This window comes from Gammaproteobacteria bacterium (assembly GCA_041395445.1).
Taxonomy (GTDB): Bacteria; Pseudomonadota; Gammaproteobacteria; order Xanthomonadales; family Marinicellaceae; genus NORP309.
On record JAWLAO010000002.1, the window covers coordinates 223,083 to 247,096 of the forward strand.

General features: G+C 38.6%; 17 protein-coding genes. 8 read left to right on the forward strand and 9 right to left on the reverse strand.

What is annotated here, in order from left to right:
• Window positions 1–26 precede the first annotated feature (26 nt).
• Window positions 27–1,586 (forward strand): glutamine-hydrolyzing GMP synthase, encoded by a 1,560-nt coding sequence (guaA, locus tag R3F25_04370; GenBank protein ID MEZ5496048.1) that lies wholly within the window; start codon window positions 27–29, stop codon window positions 1,584–1,586.
• 9 nt (window positions 1,587–1,595) lie between these two features.
• Here the strand turns inward: guaA and R3F25_04375 are convergent, their stop codons facing one another.
• The 3 genes from R3F25_04375 to R3F25_04385 form a co-directional block, all read right to left on the reverse strand.
• Window positions 1,596–2,285 carry a hypothetical protein gene (locus tag R3F25_04375; GenBank protein MEZ5496049.1) on the reverse strand — a complete coding sequence of 230 codons (690 nt, stop codon included), beginning with the start codon at window positions 2,283–2,285 and terminating at the stop codon, window positions 1,596–1,598.
• 65 nt (window positions 2,286–2,350) lie between these two features.
• Entirely contained in the window at window positions 2,351–3,595 is a 1,245-nt protein-coding gene (gene tilS / locus R3F25_04380; protein MEZ5496050.1) for a tRNA lysidine(34) synthetase TilS, read from the reverse strand.
• Entirely contained in the window at window positions 3,567–4,532 is a 966-nt protein-coding gene (locus R3F25_04385) for an acetyl-CoA carboxylase carboxyltransferase subunit alpha (GenBank protein ID MEZ5496051.1), read from the reverse strand. The genes tilS and R3F25_04385 overlap by 29 nt, the downstream gene beginning before the upstream one ends.
• Before the next feature lie 117 nt (window positions 4,533–4,649).
• Between R3F25_04385 and yaaA the strand changes: the two genes are divergently transcribed.
• From yaaA to R3F25_04405, 4 genes are all read left to right on the forward strand, one after another.
• The gene (gene yaaA, locus R3F25_04390) at window positions 4,650–5,438 is read left to right on the forward strand and encodes a peroxide stress protein YaaA (GenBank protein ID MEZ5496052.1); all 789 of its coding nucleotides are present in this window, start codon (window positions 4,650–4,652) and stop codon (window positions 5,436–5,438) included.
• Between the two features lies 1 nt (window position 5,439).
• Entirely contained in the window at window positions 5,440–6,444 is a 1,005-nt protein-coding gene (gene add, locus R3F25_04395; GenBank protein ID MEZ5496053.1) for an adenosine deaminase, read from the forward strand.
• Between the two features lie 438 nt (window positions 6,445–6,882).
• Complete coding sequence (locus tag R3F25_04400) at window positions 6,883–10,011, forward strand: efflux RND transporter permease subunit (GenBank protein MEZ5496054.1); 3,129 nt, start codon at window positions 6,883–6,885, stop codon at window positions 10,009–10,011.
• A complete protein-coding gene (locus tag R3F25_04405) occupies window positions 10,008–11,051 on the forward strand; it encodes an efflux RND transporter periplasmic adaptor subunit (protein ID MEZ5496055.1) in 1,044 nt (347 codons plus the stop codon). The genes R3F25_04400 and R3F25_04405 overlap by 4 nt, the downstream gene beginning before the upstream one ends.
• A 29-nt stretch (window positions 11,052–11,080) precedes the next feature.
• On the opposite strand, the gene R3F25_04410 is transcribed toward R3F25_04405, so the two are convergent.
• On the reverse strand, window positions 11,081–12,337 hold the full coding sequence (locus tag R3F25_04410) for a Y-family DNA polymerase (protein ID MEZ5496056.1): 1,257 nt from the start codon (window positions 12,335–12,337) through the stop codon (window positions 11,081–11,083).
• A gap of 25 nt (window positions 12,338–12,362) precedes the next feature.
• Window positions 12,363–12,824, reverse strand: a complete 462-nt coding sequence (gene umuD / locus R3F25_04415; protein MEZ5496057.1) for a translesion error-prone DNA polymerase V autoproteolytic subunit — start codon at window positions 12,822–12,824, stop codon at window positions 12,363–12,365.
• A 200-nt stretch (window positions 12,825–13,024) separates the two neighbouring features.
• Between umuD and R3F25_04420 the strand changes: the two genes are divergently transcribed.
• Together R3F25_04420 and R3F25_04425 are read left to right on the forward strand one after the other, a co-directional pair.
• Entirely contained in the window at window positions 13,025–15,070 is a 2,046-nt protein-coding gene (locus R3F25_04420) for a sodium-translocating pyrophosphatase (protein ID MEZ5496058.1), read from the forward strand.
• A 117-nt stretch (window positions 15,071–15,187) separates the two neighbouring features.
• The gene (locus R3F25_04425; protein ID MEZ5496059.1) at window positions 15,188–15,685 is read left to right on the forward strand and encodes a peptidylprolyl isomerase; all 498 of its coding nucleotides are present in this window, start codon (window positions 15,188–15,190) and stop codon (window positions 15,683–15,685) included.
• A 69-nt stretch (window positions 15,686–15,754) separates the two neighbouring features.
• On the opposite strand, the gene R3F25_04430 is transcribed toward R3F25_04425, so the two are convergent.
• The gene (locus R3F25_04430) at window positions 15,755–18,532 is read right to left on the reverse strand and encodes a TonB-dependent receptor (protein ID MEZ5496060.1); all 2,778 of its coding nucleotides are present in this window, start codon (window positions 18,530–18,532) and stop codon (window positions 15,755–15,757) included.
• Between the two features lie 171 nt (window positions 18,533–18,703).
• Between R3F25_04430 and R3F25_04435 the strand changes: the two genes are divergently transcribed.
• The gene (locus R3F25_04435; GenBank protein MEZ5496061.1) at window positions 18,704–19,714 is read left to right on the forward strand and encodes a phytase; all 1,011 of its coding nucleotides are present in this window, start codon (window positions 18,704–18,706) and stop codon (window positions 19,712–19,714) included.
• Window positions 19,715–19,726: 12 nt separating this feature from the next.
• On the opposite strand, the gene dapD is transcribed toward R3F25_04435, so the two are convergent.
• From dapD to map, 3 genes are read right to left on the reverse strand one after another with little or no spacing between them, the layout of a single operon-like run.
• Window positions 19,727–20,548 (reverse strand): 2,3,4,5-tetrahydropyridine-2,6-dicarboxylate N-succinyltransferase, encoded by an 822-nt coding sequence (gene dapD / locus R3F25_04440; protein MEZ5496062.1) that lies wholly within the window; start codon window positions 20,546–20,548, stop codon window positions 19,727–19,729.
• Window positions 20,545–23,148 carry a [protein-PII] uridylyltransferase gene (glnD, locus tag R3F25_04445; protein MEZ5496063.1) on the reverse strand — a complete coding sequence of 868 codons (2,604 nt, stop codon included), beginning with the start codon at window positions 23,146–23,148 and terminating at the stop codon, window positions 20,545–20,547. Before glnD ends, dapD begins: the two co-directional genes overlap by 4 nt.
• 3 nt (window positions 23,149–23,151) lie before the next feature.
• Window positions 23,152–23,928 (reverse strand): type I methionyl aminopeptidase, encoded by a 777-nt coding sequence (gene map, locus R3F25_04450; GenBank protein ID MEZ5496064.1) that lies wholly within the window; start codon window positions 23,926–23,928, stop codon window positions 23,152–23,154.
• Window positions 23,929–24,014: the final 86 nt, after the last annotated feature.

A 24,014-nucleotide genomic window follows, 5' to 3' on the forward strand; every position in this document is an offset into this window, starting at 1 on the left:
ATGTTCTTCATGGTAAAACAAAAATTATGAACATAAAAAGCAGCAAAATTTTAATTATTGATTTCGGTTCACAGTTCACTCAGTTGATTGCGCGAAGAGTGCGGGAAGCAGGTGTTTATTGTGAGGTTTGGGCTTGGGATGTGGATGCTGAATTGATTCGGGAGTTTAATCCGAAGGCGATTATTTTATCCGGCGGACCGGAATCTGTGCACATGGAAAATGCGTCGAAAATCAATCCTGTTGTTTTTGAACTGAATCTGCCGGTATTGGGAATTTGCTATGGTATGCAAGCGATTACGGATTATTTTGGTGGCGATGTTGTGCCATCGGATGAGAAGGAGTTCGGTTATGCGCAGGTTAATGTAACCGATAGTTCGCGATTGTTATCTGGTATTTTTGATGAAAAAGAGCATCACCTGGATGTGTGGATGAGTCATGGCGATAAAGTCAGCATCATGCCAGAAGGTTTTGTAAAAACTTCGCAAACTTCGACAGCTCCGGTGACTTCTTTTGAGCATAAAGAATTACCAATTTTTGGAATTCAATTTCATGCAGAAGTAGAACACACCAAACAAGGTCGTAAGATATTTGATCGCTTTCTTTTTGATATCAGTGGCTGTGATAAATTATGGAAAACCGACAATATTATCGAGGAACACGTCGCTAATATCCGCAAACAGGTGGGGAATGACAAAGTTCTCTTGGGGTTGTCCGGTGGTGTGGATTCTTCGGTGGTCGCAGCTTTATTGCATCAGGCGATTGGAGATAATCTGGTGTGCGTGTTTGTTGATACCGGATTATTACGCTACAAGGAAGGTGATCAGGTCATGCAAACGATGGCGGATGGAATGGATATCAATGTGGTGCGTGTGAATGCTCAACAAAGATACTACGATGCGCTTGCGGGTGTGAATGATCCGGAACAAAAGCGTAAAATTATCGGAAATTTATTTATCGAAATCTTCGAAGAAGAGGCCCGCAAACTTGAAGATGTTAAATGGTTGGCACAAGGTACGATTTATCCCGATGTGATTGAATCGGCGGCTTCAGCAACCGGAAAATCTCATGTGATTAAATCGCATCACAATGTCGGTGGTTTGCCTGATGATATGGAATTAAAACTAGTTGAACCACTTCGAGATTTATTCAAAGATGAAGTTCGTAAAATGGGCGTGGCACTTGGTTTGCCCAAAGCGATGGTTTATCGTCATCCGTTCCCCGGTCCGGGTTTGGGAGTCCGAATTCTAGGCGAAGTGAAACAGGAATATGCCGAGATTCTCGCACGAGCAGACCATATTTTTATCAGCGAATTAATCAATTGGGATTTATACGATAAAACTTCTCAGGCTTTTGCGGTGTTTTTGCCGGTGAAATCGGTGGGTGTGGTCGGCGATGCAAGGCGTTATGAGTATGTGATTGCTCTTCGAGCCGTTGAAACGATTGATTTTATGACGGCAAAATGGGCTGAATTGCCATATGCGTTTTTGGAGTTGGTTTCTCGTCGAATTATCAATGAAATTGATAAGGTTTCGCGTGTGGTTTATGATATTTCGTCCAAACCACCGGCGACGATTGAGTGGGAGTGATTTTTCAGCCTATTTCCATGAACAAACAGGCATAACTAAGACGAGTACACAGTTAACTTTTGTTCCATATTTAGTTTTGAATTGTTTAGCTGGCATAACTTTTTCCATAAATCGCTCGATCGATCCTTTGGCACCATTTGAATAGAATTCTATTTCGACTCTGGGCTTATCTACATCTTCGTCAATGATTTTTACCACTTCATTCCATTTGGGCTGCTCGATGACCGGATAAATGTAATCGTAAGGATTAGTTGTTTGGACACTAAAATCTTCTCCCAAATCATATACTTTAGGAATGTTTTCTATTGAATTCAGTATTTGCCCACTGGATGGTAAGGGCTGAATTATTTCTTCTTTTTGAGTAACCTTTTTCTCGACTGGTTTTGTTGTTTTTACTTTCGGGATTTGAATTTTTTCAGGTCGGATAACAGTTTGAGTTTTTTTCTTTTCAACAATTTGAGATTGAGTCTGTTTTATTGGTTCCTGTTCTTGAGGAATAATTTCTTTTTTTTCTTCAATCACTTTTGCTTTTGTTAATTTCAGATGTATGGCTTCAGGCTCATCATTAAATTGAGTGAGAGTGATTGGAATGGATAAAATTAAAGCTGTGAATATTGTAGCAATCAACAAAGAAACGCCATGACGATAATTGAATCGATCATGTCGTTCCCAATAATTGTTGATAGTCAGTGACTGCATTTCAAAGAAATGATAAAAATGGCTATTGTATGTATCAGCCGTTAATATTGAGTTAATAACAGAATTTAGATGACTAAATTAGCTGGAATAAAATTAAATTGATTTTCAAATTCTTTCGTATTTGACCATGAAAAACCCAATGAAATTAATTGGTTATTGTGATAAATGAATGGCGTGTTTTGTTTCAACCATACAGGAATCATGTTTTCTTGAAACAGGTTTTTAACCGATTTTGTGATGTTTTGGTTGAAAGGCTTAATTTTTTGACCGAGCTGATTGAATTTAATCGCGAACTTCTCAGTCTTTTCCCCTAGGTACTGTAATTTTCCACAACCGTTTGGCAACTCGAAAACTGTGTCAGTTTGCCATTCATAAGTTTGTTGACTATCAATAGTTTGATAATTTTGAATACAGAAAATTTCACCTCTGAATCGAATCAATTGGTAATATTTGTTGCGAAAATGTGGATTCTTGTCGTTTGCTGCATTGGCAAAATCACTGACAATCTGTTGTATGGTTGACTTGTCAGGTAAAGGGACATTTTTTTGACTTAGCCATTGATAGAACAGAGTGCTTTGGTATTTTTCATCCGTGTTATTTAAGGTTTCCAATTTGAGCGAAGTCGTATTTGAAGAACTGAGTTCATTGAGCCAATCGTAGGTTGTTTTAAGATTTTTGCCACTTTGAGAAATTTTCTCAATCGCATCAGGAAACTGTTTGAGTATTTCCGGGAATACGTGATTGCGCAAAAAATTCCGGCGATAGTTATTGTTGAGGTTAGAATCATCCTCTATCCAATTGATGTTATTTTTAACTAAATAGTCTCTAAGTTTTTGCGGTGAGATATTTAACAATGGTCTATATAATTTTCCTTTGGCAAAATCCGTATATGGCTCCATTCCGGAAAGTCCTTTGAGCCCTGAACCTCGAAATAGTTTGAGTAAAATGGTTTCGGCTTGATCCTGAGCATGATGAGCGGTCAGGAGAATTTGGTTCTCTTTGAGATGTTTTCTGAAAAAATTATATCGGGCGATTCGACATGAATTTTCACTTTTATCCGGTAATTGCGCTTGTTCGATAATCAGTTCAATTCCAAGTTGTTCACAGGTTTTTCGGCAATGATTTTCCCATGATTTAGCATTGGGGTTAATGTTGTGATTGATGTGGATTGCTGTGATATTTTCGAGTTTGGAAAACAGATGAAGAAGTGCGGCTGAGTCAGCACCGCCGCTGTAGGCAATCAGGCAACCTGAGTTTGGAGGCAGGTTGCCTGTGATATTATTAATGTTCAGAGTCGTTGAACACACCATAACTCATAAGTCTTGCATAACGTCTTTCGAGAAGTTCGTTGATGTCTGTGTTTTGCAGTTTTTCCAGTTCATTCTCGATTTGGTCGCCCATGGATTCGGCAACTTTTTCAATGTCTTTGTGAGCTGAACCAAGTGGTTCTTCGATGATTTTATCAATCAGCTTGAGTTTTTTTAATTTCTTGGAGGTGATGGATAATGCCTCAGCGGCTTCACTGGCTTTCTCCGCACTTCTCCATAGAATCGAAGCACAACCTTCGGGTGATATGACCGAATAAGTGCTGTATTCCAGCATCATTGTACAGTCACCCACACCAATTGCCAAAGCTCCTCCGGAACCACCTTCACCGATAACCGTTGAAATGATTGGTACTTTCAAATCAGACATGACTGATAAGTTTCTGGCAATCGCATCATTTTGTCCGCGTTCCTCGGCACTAATTCCCGGATGAGCACCCGGTGTGTCGATAAAGGTTAAAATCGGAATACCAAATCGTTCCGCCATTCTCATTAAGCGTAATGCTTTACGATAACCTTCCGGACGAGGCATGCCGAAGTTTCGGCGGATTTTTTCTTTGGTTGAACGTCCTTTTTGATGACCGATAACCATCACCGGTTTTCCTCTGAACTCTGCCAAACCACCAATAATCGCCGGATCATCGGCAAAAGCTCTGTCACCATGCAATTCATCAAAAGTTGTCATCAATAATTTGATGTAGTCTTTGGTATAAGGTCTTTTCGGGTGGCGAGCTAATTGTGAAATCTGCCAATCAGACAGGTTGGAAAAAATTTGTTCGGTTTTGTGTTTGAGTTTTTCTTCCAGACGATGAATTTCATCATCAATGTTCATGGCATTGTCGTCGCTGACATTTCTCAGTTCAGAAATTTTCGCTTCTAATTCAGCCAGTGGTTGTTCAAAATCAAGATAATCGTTATTCATTCAATCCTGTGTAAAAAAACTTGAAAGGCTGTCATTTTACGCAAAATAGTATAACTCTACCAGTTAAATGCACGATTTATGAGTATAATGTTCGGCTGTTTCATGGTACAAAAATATATGCTGATAACACTTTCACCATCTAAAGGGCAGGATTTTGAGCTTGCTGCTCCGACGAATACTTTTACAATTCCACAGCAACTAAAAGACAGCGAAAAACTGATAAAGCAGCTGAGAAAACTATCAGTTGAGGAAATCAAAAAATTGATGTCTTTGAGTGATAATCTGGCGGAACTGAATTTCCAACGCTATAAAGATTTTGGTCTCCCTTTTAATCAACAAAATGCCAAACAGGCGATTTTTGCCTTCAAAGGCGATGTTTATTCGGGTATTAATACTAGCAGCATGACTCAACAGGATTTTGAATATGCTCAGAGCCATGTGCGGATTTTATCAGGGTTGTATGGATATTTGCGCCCTTTGGATTTGATTCAACCGTATCGTTTGGAAATGAAAACCAAGCTGGAAAACTCCAAAGGTGCAGACTTGTATCAATTTTGGGGAGAAAGTATTACCAATTTTCTGAATGATGAATTTAAAACTCATTCGCAAAAAGTATTGGTCAATTTGGCTTCTAACGAATATTGGAAGTCGGTTCAACCCAAGAAAATTAATGCAAAAGTCATCAATGTGGCATTTAAGGAAATCAAAGATGGAAAAGCTCGAATTATTGCAATTTTTGCTAAAAAAGCGCGGGGCATGATGACAGATTTCATTGTTAGAAATCGTGTGGAAACCGTTGATGGATTAAAAGATTTTAACTACGAGAATTACAAATTTGATGCATCGGCATCCAATGAAAATTCTTTTGTTTTCACACGTCCACAACCAAAACCGGTTAAAAATTAGTATGATTGAATTTATTAAAAACATGCCAAAAGTTGAGCTTCACATGCATGTGGAAGGTTCGATGGATGCTGAAATTCTGTGGAGTTTGGCACATAAAAATAATTACAAACTGAAATACAACTCCGTTGAAGAATTGGTGAAAGCTTATAAATTCAACAACTTAACTGAATTTATTGAAATGTACATGTTAGGCACCCGTGTGATAAAGTCGGAACAGGATTTATACGATGTTTGTATGAATTACTTCCATAGTTGTGTCGAACAGAATATCAGCCATACTGAGGTGCATTGTGATATTCGTACTTATGTGGATTATGGTTATTCGGCTGAATTTGTCATTAATGCCCTGCATGGTGCATTTGTCGATGCAAAACGCAACTTTGGAATCACTGGTGGATTTATGCCGTGTTTTATCCGGCATCTGGGTAATGAAGTGGCAAAGAAAGATCTGGAGTTGCTGTTGCCTCATAAAGATAAGATTCTTGCTATAGGTTTATCTGCAGTCGAAGTGGGATATCCTGCATCATTATTCAAAGACACATTTAAAAAAGTTCATGATGCAGGAATTCATGTAATCGCTCACGCAGGCGAAGAAGGGCCTCCCGAATACATCTGGTCCGCCATCAATGACATTCATGTGCAGCGCATTGATCATGGTGTTCGATGTCTGGAAGACGACAAACTGGTCGATTATCTGGTTGAAACACAAATACCTCTGACTGTTTGTCCATGTTCTAATGTGGCGCTGAAAGTTTTTGATTCCTTAGCTCAACACACTTTACCAACCATGCTGGCAAAAGGTCTGAATGTTTGTATCAATTCCGACGACCCAGCTCATTTTGCCGCAAATTTAACTGAGAATATGATTGGAATTGCTGAAAACACCACTATCGGCAAACTGGAACTCATCCAAATGGCAAAGAATGCTATCAATGGTAGCTTTGCTGATGAAGCCCGAAAAGTTGAGTTACAAACAGAGCTTGAGAACTATGTTAAAAATCATTAAAAGCCCCATCTTCCAAATTGTAATCGTTATGATTGCTATGGCGTTATTTGACCCAGGAAAAGCTGGATACAAAATCAAGGAATTTAGTTTGCTCAAAACCTCCGGGTTTCTTGCTTTGAGTTTGTTGTTGCTTTGGCTTTTGCTGTCTTATTTATTCAATTTTCAGAAAATCTCAGACCTTAAACACTTACAGATGAAAGATAAGGTCTTTGTCTACCTGATGATAGTCTCGTTTTCCTTGATTACACTTTTTATGACATTTACTGCTAGTGTCAGAATTTTCATTAGTTAATAGAGACTGAAGTTTTCAGGGTTATCATCGAGGAATTTTACTAAGAAATATTCATTAACGGTAAATTCATGACTTTCTGCCCATTCTATTCATTGCTTTGACGTGCCTATAATACCCGCCAATGGTAATAAAATTGGGGAATAGCCATGAATTTAACAAAAGCCAGTCTGAATAATCCGGCAGCACTTGCTGTAGCTATTGCTTTAATTTCGCTTTTTGGATACCTTTCCATTAAAGATAGACCCATTCAGCTTTTACCCAATTTATCACAGCCCCAGATTTCAATTTTCAATAATTGGAGAACCGCAGCCCCGGCTGAAATGGAATCCAATATTGTTGAGCCACAGGAAACCATTTTAAGACGAACTCCTGGTTTGAAGGAAATTACCAGTAATATTAACCGTGGATTTGCCAATATCACTCTGACATTTGAGCAAGATACTGACATGGATGCGGCTTTGATAAATGTAATCAATAATTTGAATCAGGCACCACCTTTACCGGTCGATGCCGGTGAACCGTTTGTCGCAGTTGGTGGTCAGGGACAGCCAAATGTGGCTTCATTACAAATATATCCGCATCCGGACAATCTCAATCCGGATTATTCAGCTGAAAAATATGAAACAGTTCTTAATGATATTGTTGAAGCTCGCTTAGCAAGAATTCCGGGAGTGAGTCGTGTCAATATGCAGTCACGCAGACCTTATGAGGTCAGAATCAACTTTGACCCTTTTCAGGCTGCAGCTTTGGGAGTTCCGGTTTCGAGTGTTGCTCAAGCAATTTCAAGCACTTCAGATGTATCTGCCGGCGTTGCCAATGTTGGTCGCAGGCAATATACAGTTCGGTTTTTAGGAAAGTATAAAATTGAAGAATTAGGAAATCTGATAGTGAGTTGGGTGGATGGTCGACCGATTCACCTCAATGAAATTGCAACCGTTGAAAAAATCCCGGCTGATATTGTCGGAGTGAATAAAAGGAATGGTTATTCATCCTATTACATCACATTGCAGGGCGGTAATGACTCCAATACCATTGAAATTCTTGATGAGTTGAATGTCGCGATTAAAGAACTGAATGAAGGAGACTTAAACGACGTCAAATTAACACTAGAATTAAGCTATGATTCATCTGTTTATATCCGCAGAGCTATTGATCTGGTTAAGAATAATCTCGGTTTGGGGGTTGTATTGTCGTTAGCAACTTTATGGTTGTTTTTACGTGATCGCAGATCAACTCTGATTATTGCAACCAGTATTCCAATCTCGTTATTTGTTTCCTTCATTACATTGAAATTATTTGATATTTCCCTGAATGTCATTTCTTTGGCGGGTCTGGCATTTTCTGTCGGTTTGATTCTGGATGCTGCTATTATTGTGCAGGAAAATATTGTTCGATATCGACAGCAAGGACTTTCAAGGTTTGATGCGGTACTTAAAGGAAGCAATCAAGTTAAGGGAGCCTTGTTTGCTTCAACGATGACAACCATTGCTATTTTTCTGCCAATTCTATTTCTTGATGGTATGGAAGGGCAGATGTTTTCTGATTTGGCAATTACCCTATCGGTGAGTGTGCTTGCATCTTTCATAGCTGCAATTACTATAATTCCTGTAGCCAGTAGAAAGTGGATGCAGGATTTTGAATACAAAGATCCATTTGCTTCAATGTGGGAAAACATAACCAATTTTGTTATGAAGCTTACTGATTCGACAAACAGAAGATTGTTTTGGAGTGCCGGATTATTGTCATTAACAATAGGTCTTTCACTCTGGCTTATGCCGAAAGCTGATTTTTTACCGCCTGCTAAGGCTGATGCGGTGCAGACATTTTTTAATACGCCTCCTGGGATGACTGCTGAGATTTTTGATCATGAAATCGCCAAAGAAATTATTGAAAGACTCAAACCCCATATGGAGCATAAAAAAGAACCATACATCAAAGGTTATAATTTGTCTTTTTTCGGAGCAGGTTCAATACTTTATCTTTACCCGCTCAATCCCGAAGACACTGAGACTTTTGTATCCATGTTGAGGAACGGATTTCTTGCCGGCATTCCCGATACTCAGGTTTTTCCAAGCCGGGCCTCTCTTTTGGGCGTTGGAAATAATGGAGGACGTTCAATCAATGTTAATCTGCAAGGTCCGGATGTTTCTGCTTTGTTAAATGTTGCCAGACAAAGCATGGGAATTCTGCAAAAAGAGCTTCCCGGAGCTGTGGTTCGGCCTTTAAGTGGTTTGTCATTATCAGAACCGGAACTTCAAATCATTCCTAACGAACGATTTATTAGTGAAGCCGGGCTTAATCTAAGAGATGTGGCTAACGCTATCAGAGCTTTTACCGGGGGCATGTTTGTTGGGGAATATTTTGATGGTAATAACCGTTATAACATGATTTTACGTTCCTCCACTTGGTCCAATCCTGATCAACTCGCAGCACTACCCGTTTCCACACCTTTAGCCGGAGCTCAAACAATTGGCTCACTGGCAACAATTAAACGAACTGTCGGACCAACGCAATTACAACGCATCGATGGACAGAAAACAGTGAGTCTTCAAGTTTTGCCTGTAGATACGATGACAGTCGAAGAGGCACTTGATGTATTACAAAAGCAAGTGACGCCTCAGGTCAAACAACTCCTGCCGGATGGCGCTTCGGTACAGTACAAAGGCAGTGCTGACAGATTGGAATCGGCTTTGGGAGATATGCTGAAAAACTTTATACTTGCTGTCATTATTCTTTTCTTAATTATGGGAGCAATTTTTAAATCACTAAAAGACAGCATGCTTGTGATTACGGTGATGCCTTTAGCGCTTGCAGGTGGAATTGTTGCTTTAAAAATTCTGAATATGATTTCATATCAATCATTGGATATGTTAACAATGATTGGTTTCATTATCTTGTTAGGACTCGTTGTCAATAACGCAATATTGTTGGTGAGTCAGACTCGGGACGCAGAATCCGAAGGACTCTCCCGTTCAGATGCGGTCAAACAAGCAGTCTTGTTGAGATCAAGGCCGGTCTATATGAGCACTTTAACAAGTATTGTCGGCATGTTGCCATTGCTGTTAATTCCCGGAGTCGGTTCAGATATTTATCGTGGATTAGCAACAGTCATAATAGGAGGTATGATCTTTAGTATGTTTTTTACATTGCTGTTAATGCCCAGTTTACTCAGAATGGGCGAACAAGGAGATGTTTTCTATAGTCTGACTAAAAAATTTAAGAAAAGAATCAAATCGTCCTCACCTCAATTAGAAAATGCGGAGAACCAATTATGAAACGCATCGTTATATTTTTCCTTATAGTGTCATTCAGGTTATTTGCTCAACCTGTAGATACGGTTCCTGCGATGCCGGTTGAAACTGACTTAGTCAAAGAGACTGAAGTTATACCAACAATGCCGATGACCGGAAATGTATTTAGTATCAATGAATTACAGTTGACAGCTTCGATTTCGGGGCAGTTGGAATTTGTTTCTGAGCCCGGAACAATTGTAAAAGCTGGCGATGTGATTGCACGAATGGACACAAATACTCTTGATTTACAACTTCAGGAACAAAAAGCGCTAATAACACGAGCAGAAGTTCAGCTGAAGTATTTGCAGACAAATTTACAGAGACAAAAGAATTTGATAAAAGCCAAAACTGTTTCAGAAAGTTCTGTTGAACAAATTGAATCACAGAAAGATGTAGCAGCCAGTGACTTGGCAGTGGCAAAACTCCGAGTCGAACAGATTGAAGAACAAATTTCAAAATCGCGAATCCATGCAAAATACAATGGAGTTATCACACAAAGACTTCATCGTGAAGGTGAAACAGTTGCTGCCGGAACAGTCATTGGTAATCTTGTTGACACAGATCATTTGGAAATAAGAGTGCAGTTGCCTTTACGATACACTTCATTTATTAAAACTGGTCAAGAACTTGATATCTTTGCATTAGGACTTTCTCAAAAAGCTAGAGTTAAATCCTTGCTTCCGGGCTCAAATAATCGCAATCAGTCTTATGAACTCAGACTGGATGTTGAGGAAATAAGTAACCTTAAAATAGGACAGTTAGTCAGTGTCGCTGTTCCGATTCAAATGCCCAAAGTATCAATGGTCATTCATCAGGATGCATTGGTTCTGCGTGAAGAGGGAACATTTGTTTATCGTGTTAATAGCGAAAATAAAGTTGAAAAAGTAGTGGTTAATACAAGTACCAATCTTGGTCATCTGGTCGCAATTAGTGGAGAACTAAAAACAGGTGATAAAGTTGTTATTCGTGGAGCGGAAACACTACGCGAAGGAGTAGAGGTAACAATTAATAAACAGAGTTAGATGGTATGATTTTAAGAGTGATTTTTCATTTAACCCACTTTAATCACTTCATCAATACTTGTCGTGTATGCTGGTGATTTGATTTCAGACTTCATTTGCCATTGTTTGCCGAATCCTTCCCTGGCACTGATGAGTGTGCCTTTGCCAAATCGATTGTTGATTTGATCCAGTACGTCCATCACATGGTGGCCGGTGTAGCTTTTGGGTGAAAACATGTCTTTCTGCATGAAGCGGGCATCAGAAATTTCGTTGAGAACAATGCCTGCTTTTTTGTAGTTGTAACCTTTTTTGAATATTCTTTGTAATCCTCGCATCGCCGCCTCCAAAAACTGTGATGTGTCATCTGAAGGATAAGGCAGTCGAACAGTAATGCTTTTGCCGTATCGTTGCTGAGGATTCTGATAGAAACTGGTTCGGATAACGATGGTGATATTTCGTGCCTGAGATTTCTGTTCTCGTAAAGTAACGCAGGCTCGGGCAGTATGATAAGCGATGGCTTGTTTCAATAAATCTATTTCAGTGATATGCTCACCGAATGATCGGCTACAAATAATTTGCTGCTTGTTTTTCGGCTCGGCATCGAAATCAATACAGCTGATTCCTCGTAATTCCATAATGGTTTTTTCAAGCACAACTGAAAAGCGTTTCCGCATGGTTTTTAAATCACTATCACGCAATTGTAAAGCAGTAAAAATACCTATCATATTCAGCTGTTGAGTCAATTGTCTGCCAACGCCCCAAACTTCGTTTACCGGTAGTTGGTGAAGAGCTTTTTGGATACGGTCTTCCTCATCCAGTTTTAACACGCCATTGTAGCCTTTGTATTTCTTGGCATAATGGTTGGCAACTTTTGCCAGTGTTTTGGAAGGGGCAATTCCAACACAAACAGGCAATCCCAGCCATTGCAAAATTTGTTTTCGGAGGTTTTGGCAATGATTGGTTAAGTCCAAATGTTCAAAACCATGAAAACGAATAAAACTTTCGTCAATACTGTAATTTTCAATCTGGTCGGAATAACACGAAATAATACTATCCACTCTCTGTGACATATCACCGTATAAAGCGTAGTTCGATGATAATGTAATTACGCCATGTTTATTTACTAAATTCCTGATTTCAAAAAGAGGTTGACCCATTTTTATTCCCAGACGTTTAGCTTCATTTGAACGAGCCACAGCACAACCGTCATTATTGCTGAGCACAATAACAGGACGGTTGTGTAAAGCAGGATTAAAAACCCGTTCACAACTGACGTAGAAATTATTGACATCACATAGAGCAATCATATAGAAATTATAGTTTATTATTTTCTCAAAATTTGCGAACTAATCCGGTAACAACTCCCCAAATGATTAATTCTGTTTCCCCATTGAGAACGATTACTTTATAGTCTTTATTCTCAGGAATCAAACGAATTCCATCCTTGGTGGACAAACGCTTGATGGTGAACTCATTATCAATAGCAGCAATCACAATATGCCCATCTTTGGCAGAAATGGAACGATCAATCACTACTAAATCTCCGGGATAGATGCCAGCATCTATCATTGAATCACCTTCAACTTTGGCAAAAAAAGCAGACTCATGATTGTGAATCAGATAGTTGTTTAAGTCAATTGTGTCGCCAAGATAATCTTCAGCCGGTGATGGAAACCCAGCCGGTACTTTTGTTGAATAAAGTGGTAATTCTATGGTGGAATTTCCCGGTTTGATGATTGTAACTTTGGACATTATTATTAATTTATTTAACAAAGTGTAATTATATACCGACATAAAATAATTGTATAATCTGTATAAACATAGTGTGTGATAGATAAAGATATACTTAATCTATGATTCGTATCTTCCTATTATGCTGATTACCAATAACTCATAATTTACATTGTATTTAATCCTCTAAAAGCATAGAATGGTTAGCCGAAATTCAATGTGAGTTTCTCACAAATCATTCAATTCAAAAAAGAGGATAAATTATGAATCTCGAACTCGTTCCTATGATTCTTGGGGCTGGTGGATTAGTCGCTGCGTTGCTAATTTTTGCCATGCTTCTGAAAATGCCGTCGGGTAGCGGCAAAGTTAAAGAAATTGCCGATGCCATTCACGAAGGTGCGATGGTTTTTATGAAGCGTGAATACACCATATTGTTCGGCTTTATTATCGTTTTGTTAATCGCCTTGTACTTTGGTTTTGGTTCTTGGCATACTCCTTTGGCATTTATGGTTGGTGCTGTTTGTTCGGGAATTGCCGGATATTTCGGTATGTTTTCTGCAACCAAGGCTAATGTCAGAACAACTGTAGCGGCTAATGAAAAAGGTTCAGCCTCAGCGTTGTCAGTGGCTTTTTATGGTGGTTCAATCATGGGCTTGACTGTTGCTTCTATGGGATTACTTGGATTGGGGTTCTTATACTATTTATTCGGTAGTGATCCGCATCATGTCCATGCCATTCATGGTTTCGGGATGGGCGCTTCAACTGTTGCATTGTTCTCGCGTGTTGGTGGTGGTATTTTTACAAAATCTGCAGACGTGGGTGCTGACCTTGTTGGTAAAGTGGAAGCCGGTATCCCAGAAGATGATCCAAGAAATCCGGGTGTGATTGCTGACAACGTTGGTGATAATGTTGGTGATGTTGCTGGTATGGGTTCAGATATTTTTGAATCTTATTGTGGTGCGATGATTGCGTGTATCGCGATTGCTTCTGCTATGGCAGTTGGTACTGTTGATTTAATGGGTGGTTCAAAAAGTAATTTGATGTTTTTACCCTTAGGTCTGGCGAGTGTGGGTTTGATTTGTTCAATTCTTGGTATTTTTATTGTCAAAATCTTTTCTAACAAAGCGGCTGATGTTGCTTTAAGAATGGGCACAATTGGTGCTGCTGTTTTATTCGTAATGGCTGCTTATGTGGTAATGTCTAAACTGGGAATTGGCACAAACGTTTGGCTGTGTGTGGTTGCCGGTGCTGTTGGTGGAATCATCATTGGTTTGGTGACTGAGTATTATACCGGTGGGAGTCCAATCAGAAAGCTGGCTAAAAGCGGTGAAACCGGACCTGCAACGGTTATGATCTCGGGTCTGGCAATTGGTATGGAATCAGTTGTGATTCCGGTATTAACCTTGGCAGGTATCATTTTGATTACTTCGACTTTATTGCCAGAAGGTGCAGGAATCTACGGTGTTGGTATTGGTGCTGTTGGTATGTTGGCAACAGTCGGAATTACTATGGCAATTGATGCTTATGGTCCGGTTGCTGATAATGCGGGTGGAATTGCAGAAATGGCAGGTTTAGGTGAAGAAACTCGTAAAATCACTGATGGACTGGATGAAGTTGGAAACACAACTGCTGCAATCGGTAAAGGGTTTGCAATCGGTGCAGCCGGTCTGGCGGCATTGGCAATCATTGCAGCATTTATCGAAACGATTTCAGCAAAAGTTTCCGGTTTCTCACTTGATATCGGAAATCCAAAAGTACTGATGGGTATGTTTATTGGTGGTATATTCCCATTTATTGTCAGTGCGATTACAATGCGTGCGGTTGGCGATGCAGCATTTGATTTGATTAAAGAAATTCGTCGTCAATTTAAAGAAATTCCCGGTTTGATGGAAGGAACTGCACAACCGGATAATAAAACTTGTGTGGATATTGCCACAAAAGCAGCCTTAAGAAGAATGATGACACCGGGCTTATTGGCTGTATTGGCTCCTGTTGTTGTAGGATTTGTGCTTGGAGCGGCAGCTCTAGGCGGAATGTTGGGTGGTGCTTTAGTGAGCTGTGTGTTATTAGCATTGACGATGGCAAATGCCGGCGGTGCATGGGATAACGCTAAGAAATACGTTGAAAAGGGTAACTTCGGCGGTAAAGGAACAGATGTTCATGCGGCTGTTGTTGTCGGTGACACAGTTGGTGACCCGTTCAAAGATACTTCAGGCCCTGCAATGAATATTTTGATTAACGTGATGGCAATTGTCAGTTTGGTGATTGCTCCATTATTGGCGAAAATTCCTAATGGTTTGCTTGGTTAATTAGATTTATTTCATTTAAAAACCGGTATGGGTTTCATGCCGGTTTTTTTATGTTTAAAAATTTGAAACTTACTGAATCAACCCCATATTACGATAAAATTAATTTGAGGATAAACAATGACGCTTAAAGCTACAATCCATACGAATAAAGGAGATATTAATCTCAATTTAACAGAAAAAGAAACCCCTGTAACCGTTGCCAATTTTGTAAACTTAGCTCAAAAAGGATTTTATAACGACGTTACATTTCACCGTGTGATTCAAAACTTTATGATTCAAGGCGGATGTCCGCTAGGAACAGGAACCGGTGGTCCCGGTTATCGTTTTGAAGATGAGTTCACACCATCACTTAAACACGATAAAGCAGGTGTATTGTCTATGGCTAATGCCGGGCCGGGAACCAATGGTTCACAGTTTTTCATCACTCATGAGCCGACACCTTGGCTAGATGGAAAACACTCAGTTTTTGGAGCTGTTGTCAGTCAGGCTGATCAAGATGTTGTAAATTCAATCGTTGGTAATGACCAAATCAAATCTATTACGATTGAAGGCGATACAACTGAATTATTCGAATCTCAAGCAGGTCGCATCGCTGAATGGAATAAACATTTGTAGAATTAAACGCTTATAAAAAAAGGCTTCGGAAAGCTTCGAAGCCTTTTTTAGTTTTGGCAATTCTTTGTATCAATAGAAGAACATACGGATACCTGCTTGAGCAGTCCAGCCATACTCTTCAAATTGAGCATTTCGAGAAGGATTTCCATAATAAGTGTAGCGAGGTTCATTATTTAGATTAATTCCCTCAAGATAGAACTGGATACGATCGCTGTATAAATATTTCGCTGATACGTCAAATTGCAGATGATCATCAACATAAATATCAAATTCAGGATCATCTAATTCGGTCGCTTCTGTAAAATAAGCATCTCTGTATGTCCAGGCGGCTCTTAAACTCCATGGTCCTTTTTCATATCCAACAGCAAAGTTAGCGACATTGTCTGATTGACGCGGGAGTGGAATCTTATCAGTTCTGAAAGCTAGTTTTGCTGATGAATCAACATAAGTATAATTTGCAGAAATCAAGAAACCATCGAAAGGATCAGGTAAAAATGATAGTTGTTGTACATAATTTAGTTCTATACCAAGTAAGTCAGCAGACTCTCCGTTCAATGGTTGAATAGCTTCATCAAAATCAGTGTATTCACCCGTACCGGATACATCAGCGAGAACGACAAAATTATCAATATCCTTATAGAAAACACCGGCAGAAAACACTCCGATATTACCAGGGTAGTATTCTATTCCGAAATCAAAGTTATTAGAGGTCATTGGTTCTAGATATGGGTTGCCAATTTCAGCCTTTCTTTCAATCACACCATCATCCTCTTCAATTTCAATGAGTTCAACCGGAGCTGAGTGTTTAAAATTGGGGCGAACTAAAGATCTGGATGCCGCAGCTCTGACTATCAACTTATCACTAACTTCATGAGTGATATTTATGCTCGGAAGAACTTCACTATAGTCGTTTGATACATTTATTGGAGTAATTGTAATCTCTTGTTCTGAAATATTAGATAATGTGACTCTTTGACCAACGGCGTCAAAATTAGTTTTTTCAAGTCTGACACCACCAACAACTCTGGTATTTCCGAACTCAGATTTTGCCATAAGATAAGCAGCTGTCACATCTTCATCAATGATGTAATCAGTACTAGCGGACTCAATAAATGTTGTATCTGTATCTTCATCGAAACTACTGCGATTATTCAATGCAAAATTCCTGAATGCAGACTCGTTGATTGTTGGCCCAAAGTTACTGACAAAATGGTCAATCGGGCTTCCTAAAAAATCTGCAATGGTATAATCAGCACCAAATCCGTCATAAACTGTCAGATTAACATCATTAAATTTTTCACGATTTCTTTGTTTCAAACCAAACTTAATATATCCAGAGCTATTGTTCCACAACATATTTTTCTTAAAGTCTAGCTGAAAACTAGTTTCTTTATCTTCAGTTAAATTATCGCTAATTTCAATTTCATCCAGTTCATAATTAGCAGCATCGACAGCTCCGGCAGGTACGCTAATGATTTGAGTCATTCCTCCCGGGATATTAAGACTAAAATCATCTACTTTATCCTTGAAGGTGGCATCAATTCTTCCTGGCTCTTCTTCTTGTGCTTTTGAATATCCAATTGAGTAATCAATATCCCATTCATCTCCTTCAAATTCACCGCCAAAAACTACCGATGTGATTGTTTGAGTTTCTAATCTTGATTTAAGCTCTCTGTCTGTTTTTAATCTGTCAAAATTATAAGAATTTCCTGAGTGACTCAATATGTCACTGTCTTCCCACTTAAATTCGTTTTTGTAACGTCGTTCCTTATCTTCAAAATCACTATACAAGGTTCGTAAAAAAATGAGATGTTCCGGTGAGTTTTGATAATCCAGATTCACTGCAACGCCCAATCTTTCACGATTGATTGTATAATCTCTTGTTTCAGACTCTAGTGGCAATACAGCCTCACTGCCATCCGGTAAATCAAAACGATCCCAACCGCCATCTGTTTCCATGTTGTCTGAACCAAACTCACGATCAAACCAGCTTGCTGAAATTGCTAGAGCTAAATTTTCCTGACCTTCACCAACTGAAAATAAGTTGGTATAGTTTGAAGATATTTTCGGACTCGTTTTGCCCACAAGATTATTGTGACTTCCTTGCACTCTGAGGTTGAATGTCTGACCGCCACGATCAAAACCACTCAATGATTTTACATCAATACTTCCTCCCATTGCATCCCCGTCTTTATCAGCACGAGCTGATTTACTGACAGATATCTCTTCAATTAAATCTGAAGGAATCACATCCATTGCAACTTGTCTTTGATCCGCTTCAGCAGATGGAACAGAAATACCATTGATTGCAATTGAGTTGAAATTGGGGTCCATCCCTCTAACAACGATAAAACGACCTTCACCTTGATCTCTTGTGATTGAAACACCTGCAACACGTTGAAGTGCTTCAGTAACATTTTGATCGGGTAATTGACCAATTGCATCTGCTGAAAGTACACTCATAGTATGGTCAGCATTTTTTTGTTTATTTAAAGAAGACGCTTGTGTTGCTGTTTGTCCGATAACTAACTGGTTTTCCAAGTTAGTAACATCCTCTCCAATTGTAATGACAATATCATTTTTGTCAGAGCCAACAATAACTTTTTCAATTTTTGGTTCTGAACCCAAATACTCAACTTTCAATGTGTATGTGCCATTGTCGAGACTTTTAAAGTTAAAGCGCCCTTTATTGTCTGTAACTTGAGATTGCTGATTTTCAACAATTGTGACTTTAGCCCCTTCAAAATAGACCGATTGATTTGTATTTGCTACTTTTCCAACTAGCTCAGCTGCTGAGATTTGACTGGTTAATGGTAATAAAGCTAACCATAATTTATTTCTTTTCATAATGCTCTACTCATAATTAAACAAGCAAAGTTTATGAATCGTTTATTACAACTCAGTTAAAAAATAAGAACGTAGAATTTTCACTCATGTAATAATTTTTGGATTGTATTGAGTCATATTTGTGTAACATATATCATATAAATTGTACTCAAGTTAAAAATTTATTGTGTGATGAAAAAGCTAGTAATGTTGTTTGTAGTTATATCCTTATTTGGTTGTGGAGTTCAAAAAAGTCAGATGGTTAGGATTGAAGCTAAAGTTGAAACTGAGTCGGTAGTAAGCTCCGGAGATGCCGCAGACGACCCTGCCATCTGGATACATTCTACTGACCATGAGCAAAGTTTAATATTGGGCAGCAATAAGAAGTTAGGTATTTATAGTTATGATTTACATGGAAATGTTAAGCAGTTTCTTCCTCTTGGAAGAGTGAATAATATTGATATTAGACAAAGTGTTCCGGTAAATGGTGAGGTAATAGATATTGTTTCAGGAACGAACCGGAGTACAAATCGAGTTGAAGTTTTACAAATAGATGATGGAATAATGAAACCTCTTAATTTGGATATTCCATCTTCAAAACTTTCTGAAGTATATGGTTTTTGTATGGGCTTTATAAATAATCAGCACTTAGTCTTTCTTGCGGTTGGTTTAGATGAAGATGCTGAATTATATGAGTTAAAAAATAACAAGAAAGAATCTTACCTTGAAATCACCAGAACATTACCAATTGAAACCAAGTCAGAAGGTTGTGTAATTGATGACGATAGTGGTGAAATTTTTGTTGGTGAAGAAGAGGTTGGAATTTGGAGATTTAATTATTTTGATGAAAATGTCAAAGATAAAGTGATTTCTATAGAGAGTAAAAATTTAAAAGCTGACATTGAGGGTCTAGCATTATTTAATGCAAATGAAAAAAAATATTTGATTGCATCATCGCAAGGTAGTAATACATATCCGGTTTTTGATCGTAAGGACTATTCTTTTGTTAAAACCTTTCAGGTAGTTGCAGGAAAAGAGATTGACGGAACGACTGAAACTGACGGTATTGAGTTTTCAACAGAGTTAAAGTCTAAAGAATTTCCATTGGGAGTATTTATTGTTCAAGATGATAAGAACACTAATCCAAGAGGAAATCAGAATTTTAAATTGATTTCTGCTGAAGAAATTATTAATGAACTATAAGGGTTCTCAGCTTTAATCTCTTAAAAGCTCATTAATAGATGTCTTGGAGCGAGTTTGTTCATCCACTGTTTTGACAATCACAGCACAACTCAGCGAGTGCGAACCATCTTTGGCAGGTAAACTGCCTGGCACTACAACTGAACCCGGAGGAACATAGCCATAGCTGATTTCTCCGGTTTCCCGATTATAAATTTTAGTGCTTTGTGAAATGAAAACTCCCATGGATAGCACGCATCCTTTACCGATTCTCACACCTTCAACCACTTCCGAGCGAGCACCGATAAAACAGTTGTCTTCTATAATGGTTGGAGATGCTTGCAGAGGCTCTAGCACACCACCAATTCCTACACCGCCGGAGAGATGGACATTTTTTCCAATTTGAGCACAACTTCCAACAGTTGCCCAAGTATCAACCATAGTTCCATCATCCACATAAGCCCCGATATTGACATAACTCGGCATAACAACGACATTCTTCCCCAGAAACGCACCTCTGCGAACCGTTGCTGGTGGAACAATACGAGCTCCGGTTTTTTTGAAATCGGCTTCAGTTGCATTAAAAAAGCGGCACGGAACTTTGTCATAAAAATTGTGCGTTGTCCCTTCCATAACGTAGTTGTCATGGATTGAAAAATACAAAAGAACTGCTTTTTTGAGCCATTCATTGACATGCCATTCACCATTTTCTAATGGTTCAGCGACTCGAAATTCGCCAGACTCTAATGCTGACATGACTGCTCCGACAGAGTCTTCACAATACGCTGCTAAATCATTTTTACTGAGTTCTTTACGGTTCTGCCATGCTTGTTCAATGGTATTTTGTAATTCTGTCATAGTTCTTTAATCAATGTTGTTTGTAGTGTTTTTAATAGTTCTTCGTTTAAGGCTTTGTGATTAAAACTCAACCAATAAGTGGATTCAGCACGAACTCCAACTTTTACAATTTTTGCGGCTTTAATCGAAATTTCCAGTGATTTCAGTATCTTGGCAATTAATGGTAATAATCCGTGTTTGTCTCGACAGATAACCTCTATCAAACTTCTGTTGTTATTATCTGAAGAGTGAATAATCACTTTCGGTTTAATTTTGAAGACTTTTTCCCTGCTTGGAGTGAATTTGTTAATAGCCACTTCCTGAAATTTTTTCACAGAAAGGTATGATTTGAGTTCATTTGTCATTCTTTGAGTATTTTCAGCAGAGTCATGTTTTTCATCAATAATACATTGAACTGTATTCAATGCCATATTATCAGAAGTGATATTAATGTCGGCATCAACGACAGTAAAATTATATTTTTCTAAAACTGAAACCATCAAATAATACAACCCTGTGAAATCCTCGCAATAAACCAGAAATTCAACGCTACCTTTTTGATTGGGAAGCTGAGTGACTATTGGTAAATTTTTCTGAGATGTAATTTGATGAATTGTCAGAAGTTTTTCGATATTGAATTTTTGATAGAACTCCAATGGAAAAGTTTGAAATTGTCTGTCTATCGTCGATACATCAATATTGTTTTTTAACAATTCTTGTCTAAGTGAATTCCTAACCGCATCAGTACTTTGTTGCGAATGATCTTCTGTTAAATATTTCTGAGACTTATAAAACAATTCGTAAATTAATGTTTGTTTGAATTCGTTTAGAAGTTTTGGATCAGTTGCAGAAATATCAGCTAATGTGAGCAAATATAAGGAACGAAGTTTTAACAAGTCACCAACTTGTTCAGAAAACTTACTAATGACATCCGGGTCGCTCAAATCTCTTTTTTGGGCCGTTTCACTCATAATCAGGTGATATTTGACCAGCCAAACGACCAGTTCGGTATTTTCTTCATTGATATTGTGATTTTGACAAAATTCCGCAACATCAATTGCTCCTAGATCAGCATGCCTTCCTTGACGGCCTTTGGCAATATCATGAAACATGGCTGCTATGTAAAGTAAATAGGGATTTGGAATTTGTTTAAAAATTTCATAAGTGTTTTTAGCCGGGTTGTCTGCATTTCTAAAGTTATACAAATTCCTTACGGCAAACAAACTGTGTTGATCAACGGTATAAATATGAAATAAATCAAACTGCATGCGTCCGACGATTCGACCAAAAACCGGCAAATAACGAGCCAAAATTCCCAGACGATTCATTTGGGTTAATACAACATCAACCCTATCATCTTGTTGTAAAATCTGCAGAAACTGCTCTCTGATTTGAAGGTTGTTGCAAAACTCATCATTAACTTGCTTGATGTTGTGTCGCATTGCCCTCAGCGTTCCGGCACGGATTCCCTGAATATCCGTGTGCTTCTGGAGCAGAAGAAATAGTTCAAACCAAACTGTTGGAGTGTTACGAAATAAATCCGTATCATTTATCTCAATGAAACTGTTGACACTCTTAAACCTTTCATTCAAATGTCTGATTTCATGGTTTTGTTTTTTTCGCAAAATCTTTTCATCAAATAATTGCAACAGCAATGAATTCAGGCGTTCCAGTTGCATGGCATTGCGATAGTAAATTTGCATGAATTGCTCAACTGCGGGATTTTTTTCTCCCTCGTCATTAAAACCAAATACTTTTGCGAGTTTGAGTTGATGATCAAATAAAATTCGATCCTCCTTGCGTTTGGCAATAATATGCAAGGCAAAGCGGACTTTCCAGAGAAAGTTCTGGCCTTTTTGCAGTCGGATAAACTCGTGTTCACTGAGAAAATCATAATCGACCAATTCGTGTAAAGATTCAGCTTGATAAAAGCGTTGCACCACCCATGAAATCATCTGAATATCACGCAATCCACCGGGACCTTCTTTCAGGTTCGGTTCGACATTGTAAGCGGTTTCGCTGAATTTATGATGTCTTTGTTTTTGCTCTTCGAGTTTGGCAACAAAAAAATCTTTGCCTTTCCAAATCTTTTTGGTAGATACGGATTTTCTCATCTTATTGAATAACTTTTTATTGCCTTTGATGAGTCTGGATTCCATCAGGTTTGTTGCTATTGTGATATCGCTTTGCGCATATTCAAAGCATTGCTTGACTGTCCGAACCGATGAACCAACATCTAATCCTAAGTCCCAAAGTGATTGGATAAAACCTCTTAATTTATTTTTATAACTTTTTGATTTTTTTGGAATTATAATTAGTAAGTCAACATCAGAGTAGGGGTGAAGTTCGCCTCTGCCAAACCCACCAACAGCAACCAGAGCGAGTTTTTTTTTGAAACCAAGGCTATTCCAGATTTGTAAAACTAACTGCTCAACGTACCAGGCACGAGTTTTTACCAGTTTGGCAACCTGAGACTGATCCTTGAGAAAATCATTTGTCAGGTTTTCATCCGCTTTTTTCAGTAGTTTTTTATAAACCTCCAGCGAAATTTTCTGAGATTTCTGAAGTTCAAGAACATCCAGATAATTTTCAGCATTCAGCGGAGGAGCAATCCGGGACATTCTCTAATAATCAAACTGATATTTGTCAGAAACTGTCAATACTTCGACACCTGTTTCGGTGACGACCATTGTGTGTTCCCATTGAGCGGATAAACTTCTGTCCTTGGTAACAACGGTCCAGCCGTCATTGAGCAATCTGGAGTGACGTTTGCCAAGATTAATCATGGGTTCAATCGTGAAAGTCATGCCTTTTTTGAGTGTGACTCCGGTTCCTTTCATACCATAATGCAAGACTTGTGGAGCTTCATGAAATGTATTGCCAATTCCATGTCCGCAATATTCTCGCACAACGCTAAATCCATGTTTGTGAGCATGTTCAGCAATCGCATAACCGATATCACCCAACTTAATACCAGGCGCCACCATACGAATACCAATTTCCATGCATTGTTTTGTCACATCAATGAGTTTTTGTGCACGCCCTGAAACTTTTCCAACGACAAACATGCGCGAGGTATCTCCATACCATCCATCTTTGATGACCGTAACATCAATGTTCACGATATCACCATTTTTTAATTTTTTATCGGCAGGGATGCCATGACAAATGACTTGGTTGATTGATGTGCAAATTGATTTGGGAAATCCATTGTAGTTTAATGGAGCAGGTATCGCACCCTGAACATTGACAATGTAATCATGACAGATTTTATCAAGCTCTTCGGTTGTAACACCGGCGACAACGTGAGGCTCAATCATATCGAGAACTTCAGCTGCCAAACGTCCGGCAACCCGCATTTTTTGAATTTCTTCTTCGGTTTTTATTGAAATTGGCTCCATTAATACAATTTGGAATTTGAAAAAACGCTATTGTAGCCTAATTTTCAAAAAAAATATGAAAAACACTATGAAACAGTTATTATTGA

Bases quoted from the DNA above. Each gene is read 5' to 3' on its own strand.
- guaA (MEZ5496048.1), top strand. From the start codon at position 27: ATGAACATAAAAAGCAGCAAAATTTTAATTATTGATTTCGGTTCACAG.
- R3F25_04375 (MEZ5496049.1), bottom strand. From the start codon at position 2,285: ATGCAGTCACTGACTATCAACAATTATTGGGAACGACATGATCGATTC.
- tilS (MEZ5496050.1), bottom strand. From the start codon at position 3,595: ATGGTGTGTTCAACGACTCTGAACATTAATAATATCACAGGCAACCTG.
- R3F25_04385 (MEZ5496051.1), bottom strand. From the start codon at position 4,532: ATGAATAACGATTATCTTGATTTTGAACAACCACTGGCTGAATTAGAA.
- yaaA (MEZ5496052.1), top strand. From the start codon at position 4,650: ATGCTGATAACACTTTCACCATCTAAAGGGCAGGATTTTGAGCTTGCT.
- add (MEZ5496053.1), top strand. From the start codon at position 5,440: ATGATTGAATTTATTAAAAACATGCCAAAAGTTGAGCTTCACATGCAT.
- R3F25_04400 (MEZ5496054.1), top strand. From the start codon at position 6,883: ATGAATTTAACAAAAGCCAGTCTGAATAATCCGGCAGCACTTGCTGTA.
- R3F25_04405 (MEZ5496055.1), top strand. From the start codon at position 10,008: ATGAAACGCATCGTTATATTTTTCCTTATAGTGTCATTCAGGTTATTT.
- R3F25_04410 (MEZ5496056.1), bottom strand. From the start codon at position 12,337: ATGATTGCTCTATGTGATGTCAATAATTTCTACGTCAGTTGTGAACGG.
- umuD (MEZ5496057.1), bottom strand. From the start codon at position 12,824: ATGTCGGTATATAATTACACTTTGTTAAATAAATTAATAATAATGTCC.
- R3F25_04420 (MEZ5496058.1), top strand. From the start codon at position 13,025: ATGAATCTCGAACTCGTTCCTATGATTCTTGGGGCTGGTGGATTAGTC.
- R3F25_04425 (MEZ5496059.1), top strand. From the start codon at position 15,188: ATGACGCTTAAAGCTACAATCCATACGAATAAAGGAGATATTAATCTC.
- R3F25_04430 (MEZ5496060.1), bottom strand. From the start codon at position 18,532: ATGAAAAGAAATAAATTATGGTTAGCTTTATTACCATTAACCAGTCAA.
- R3F25_04435 (MEZ5496061.1), top strand. From the start codon at position 18,704: ATGAAAAAGCTAGTAATGTTGTTTGTAGTTATATCCTTATTTGGTTGT.
- dapD (MEZ5496062.1), bottom strand. From the start codon at position 20,548: ATGACAGAATTACAAAATACCATTGAACAAGCATGGCAGAACCGTAAA.
- glnD (MEZ5496063.1), bottom strand. From the start codon at position 23,148: ATGTCCCGGATTGCTCCTCCGCTGAATGCTGAAAATTATCTGGATGTT.
- map (MEZ5496064.1), bottom strand. From the start codon at position 23,928: ATGGAGCCAATTTCAATAAAAACCGAAGAAGAAATTCAAAAAATGCGG.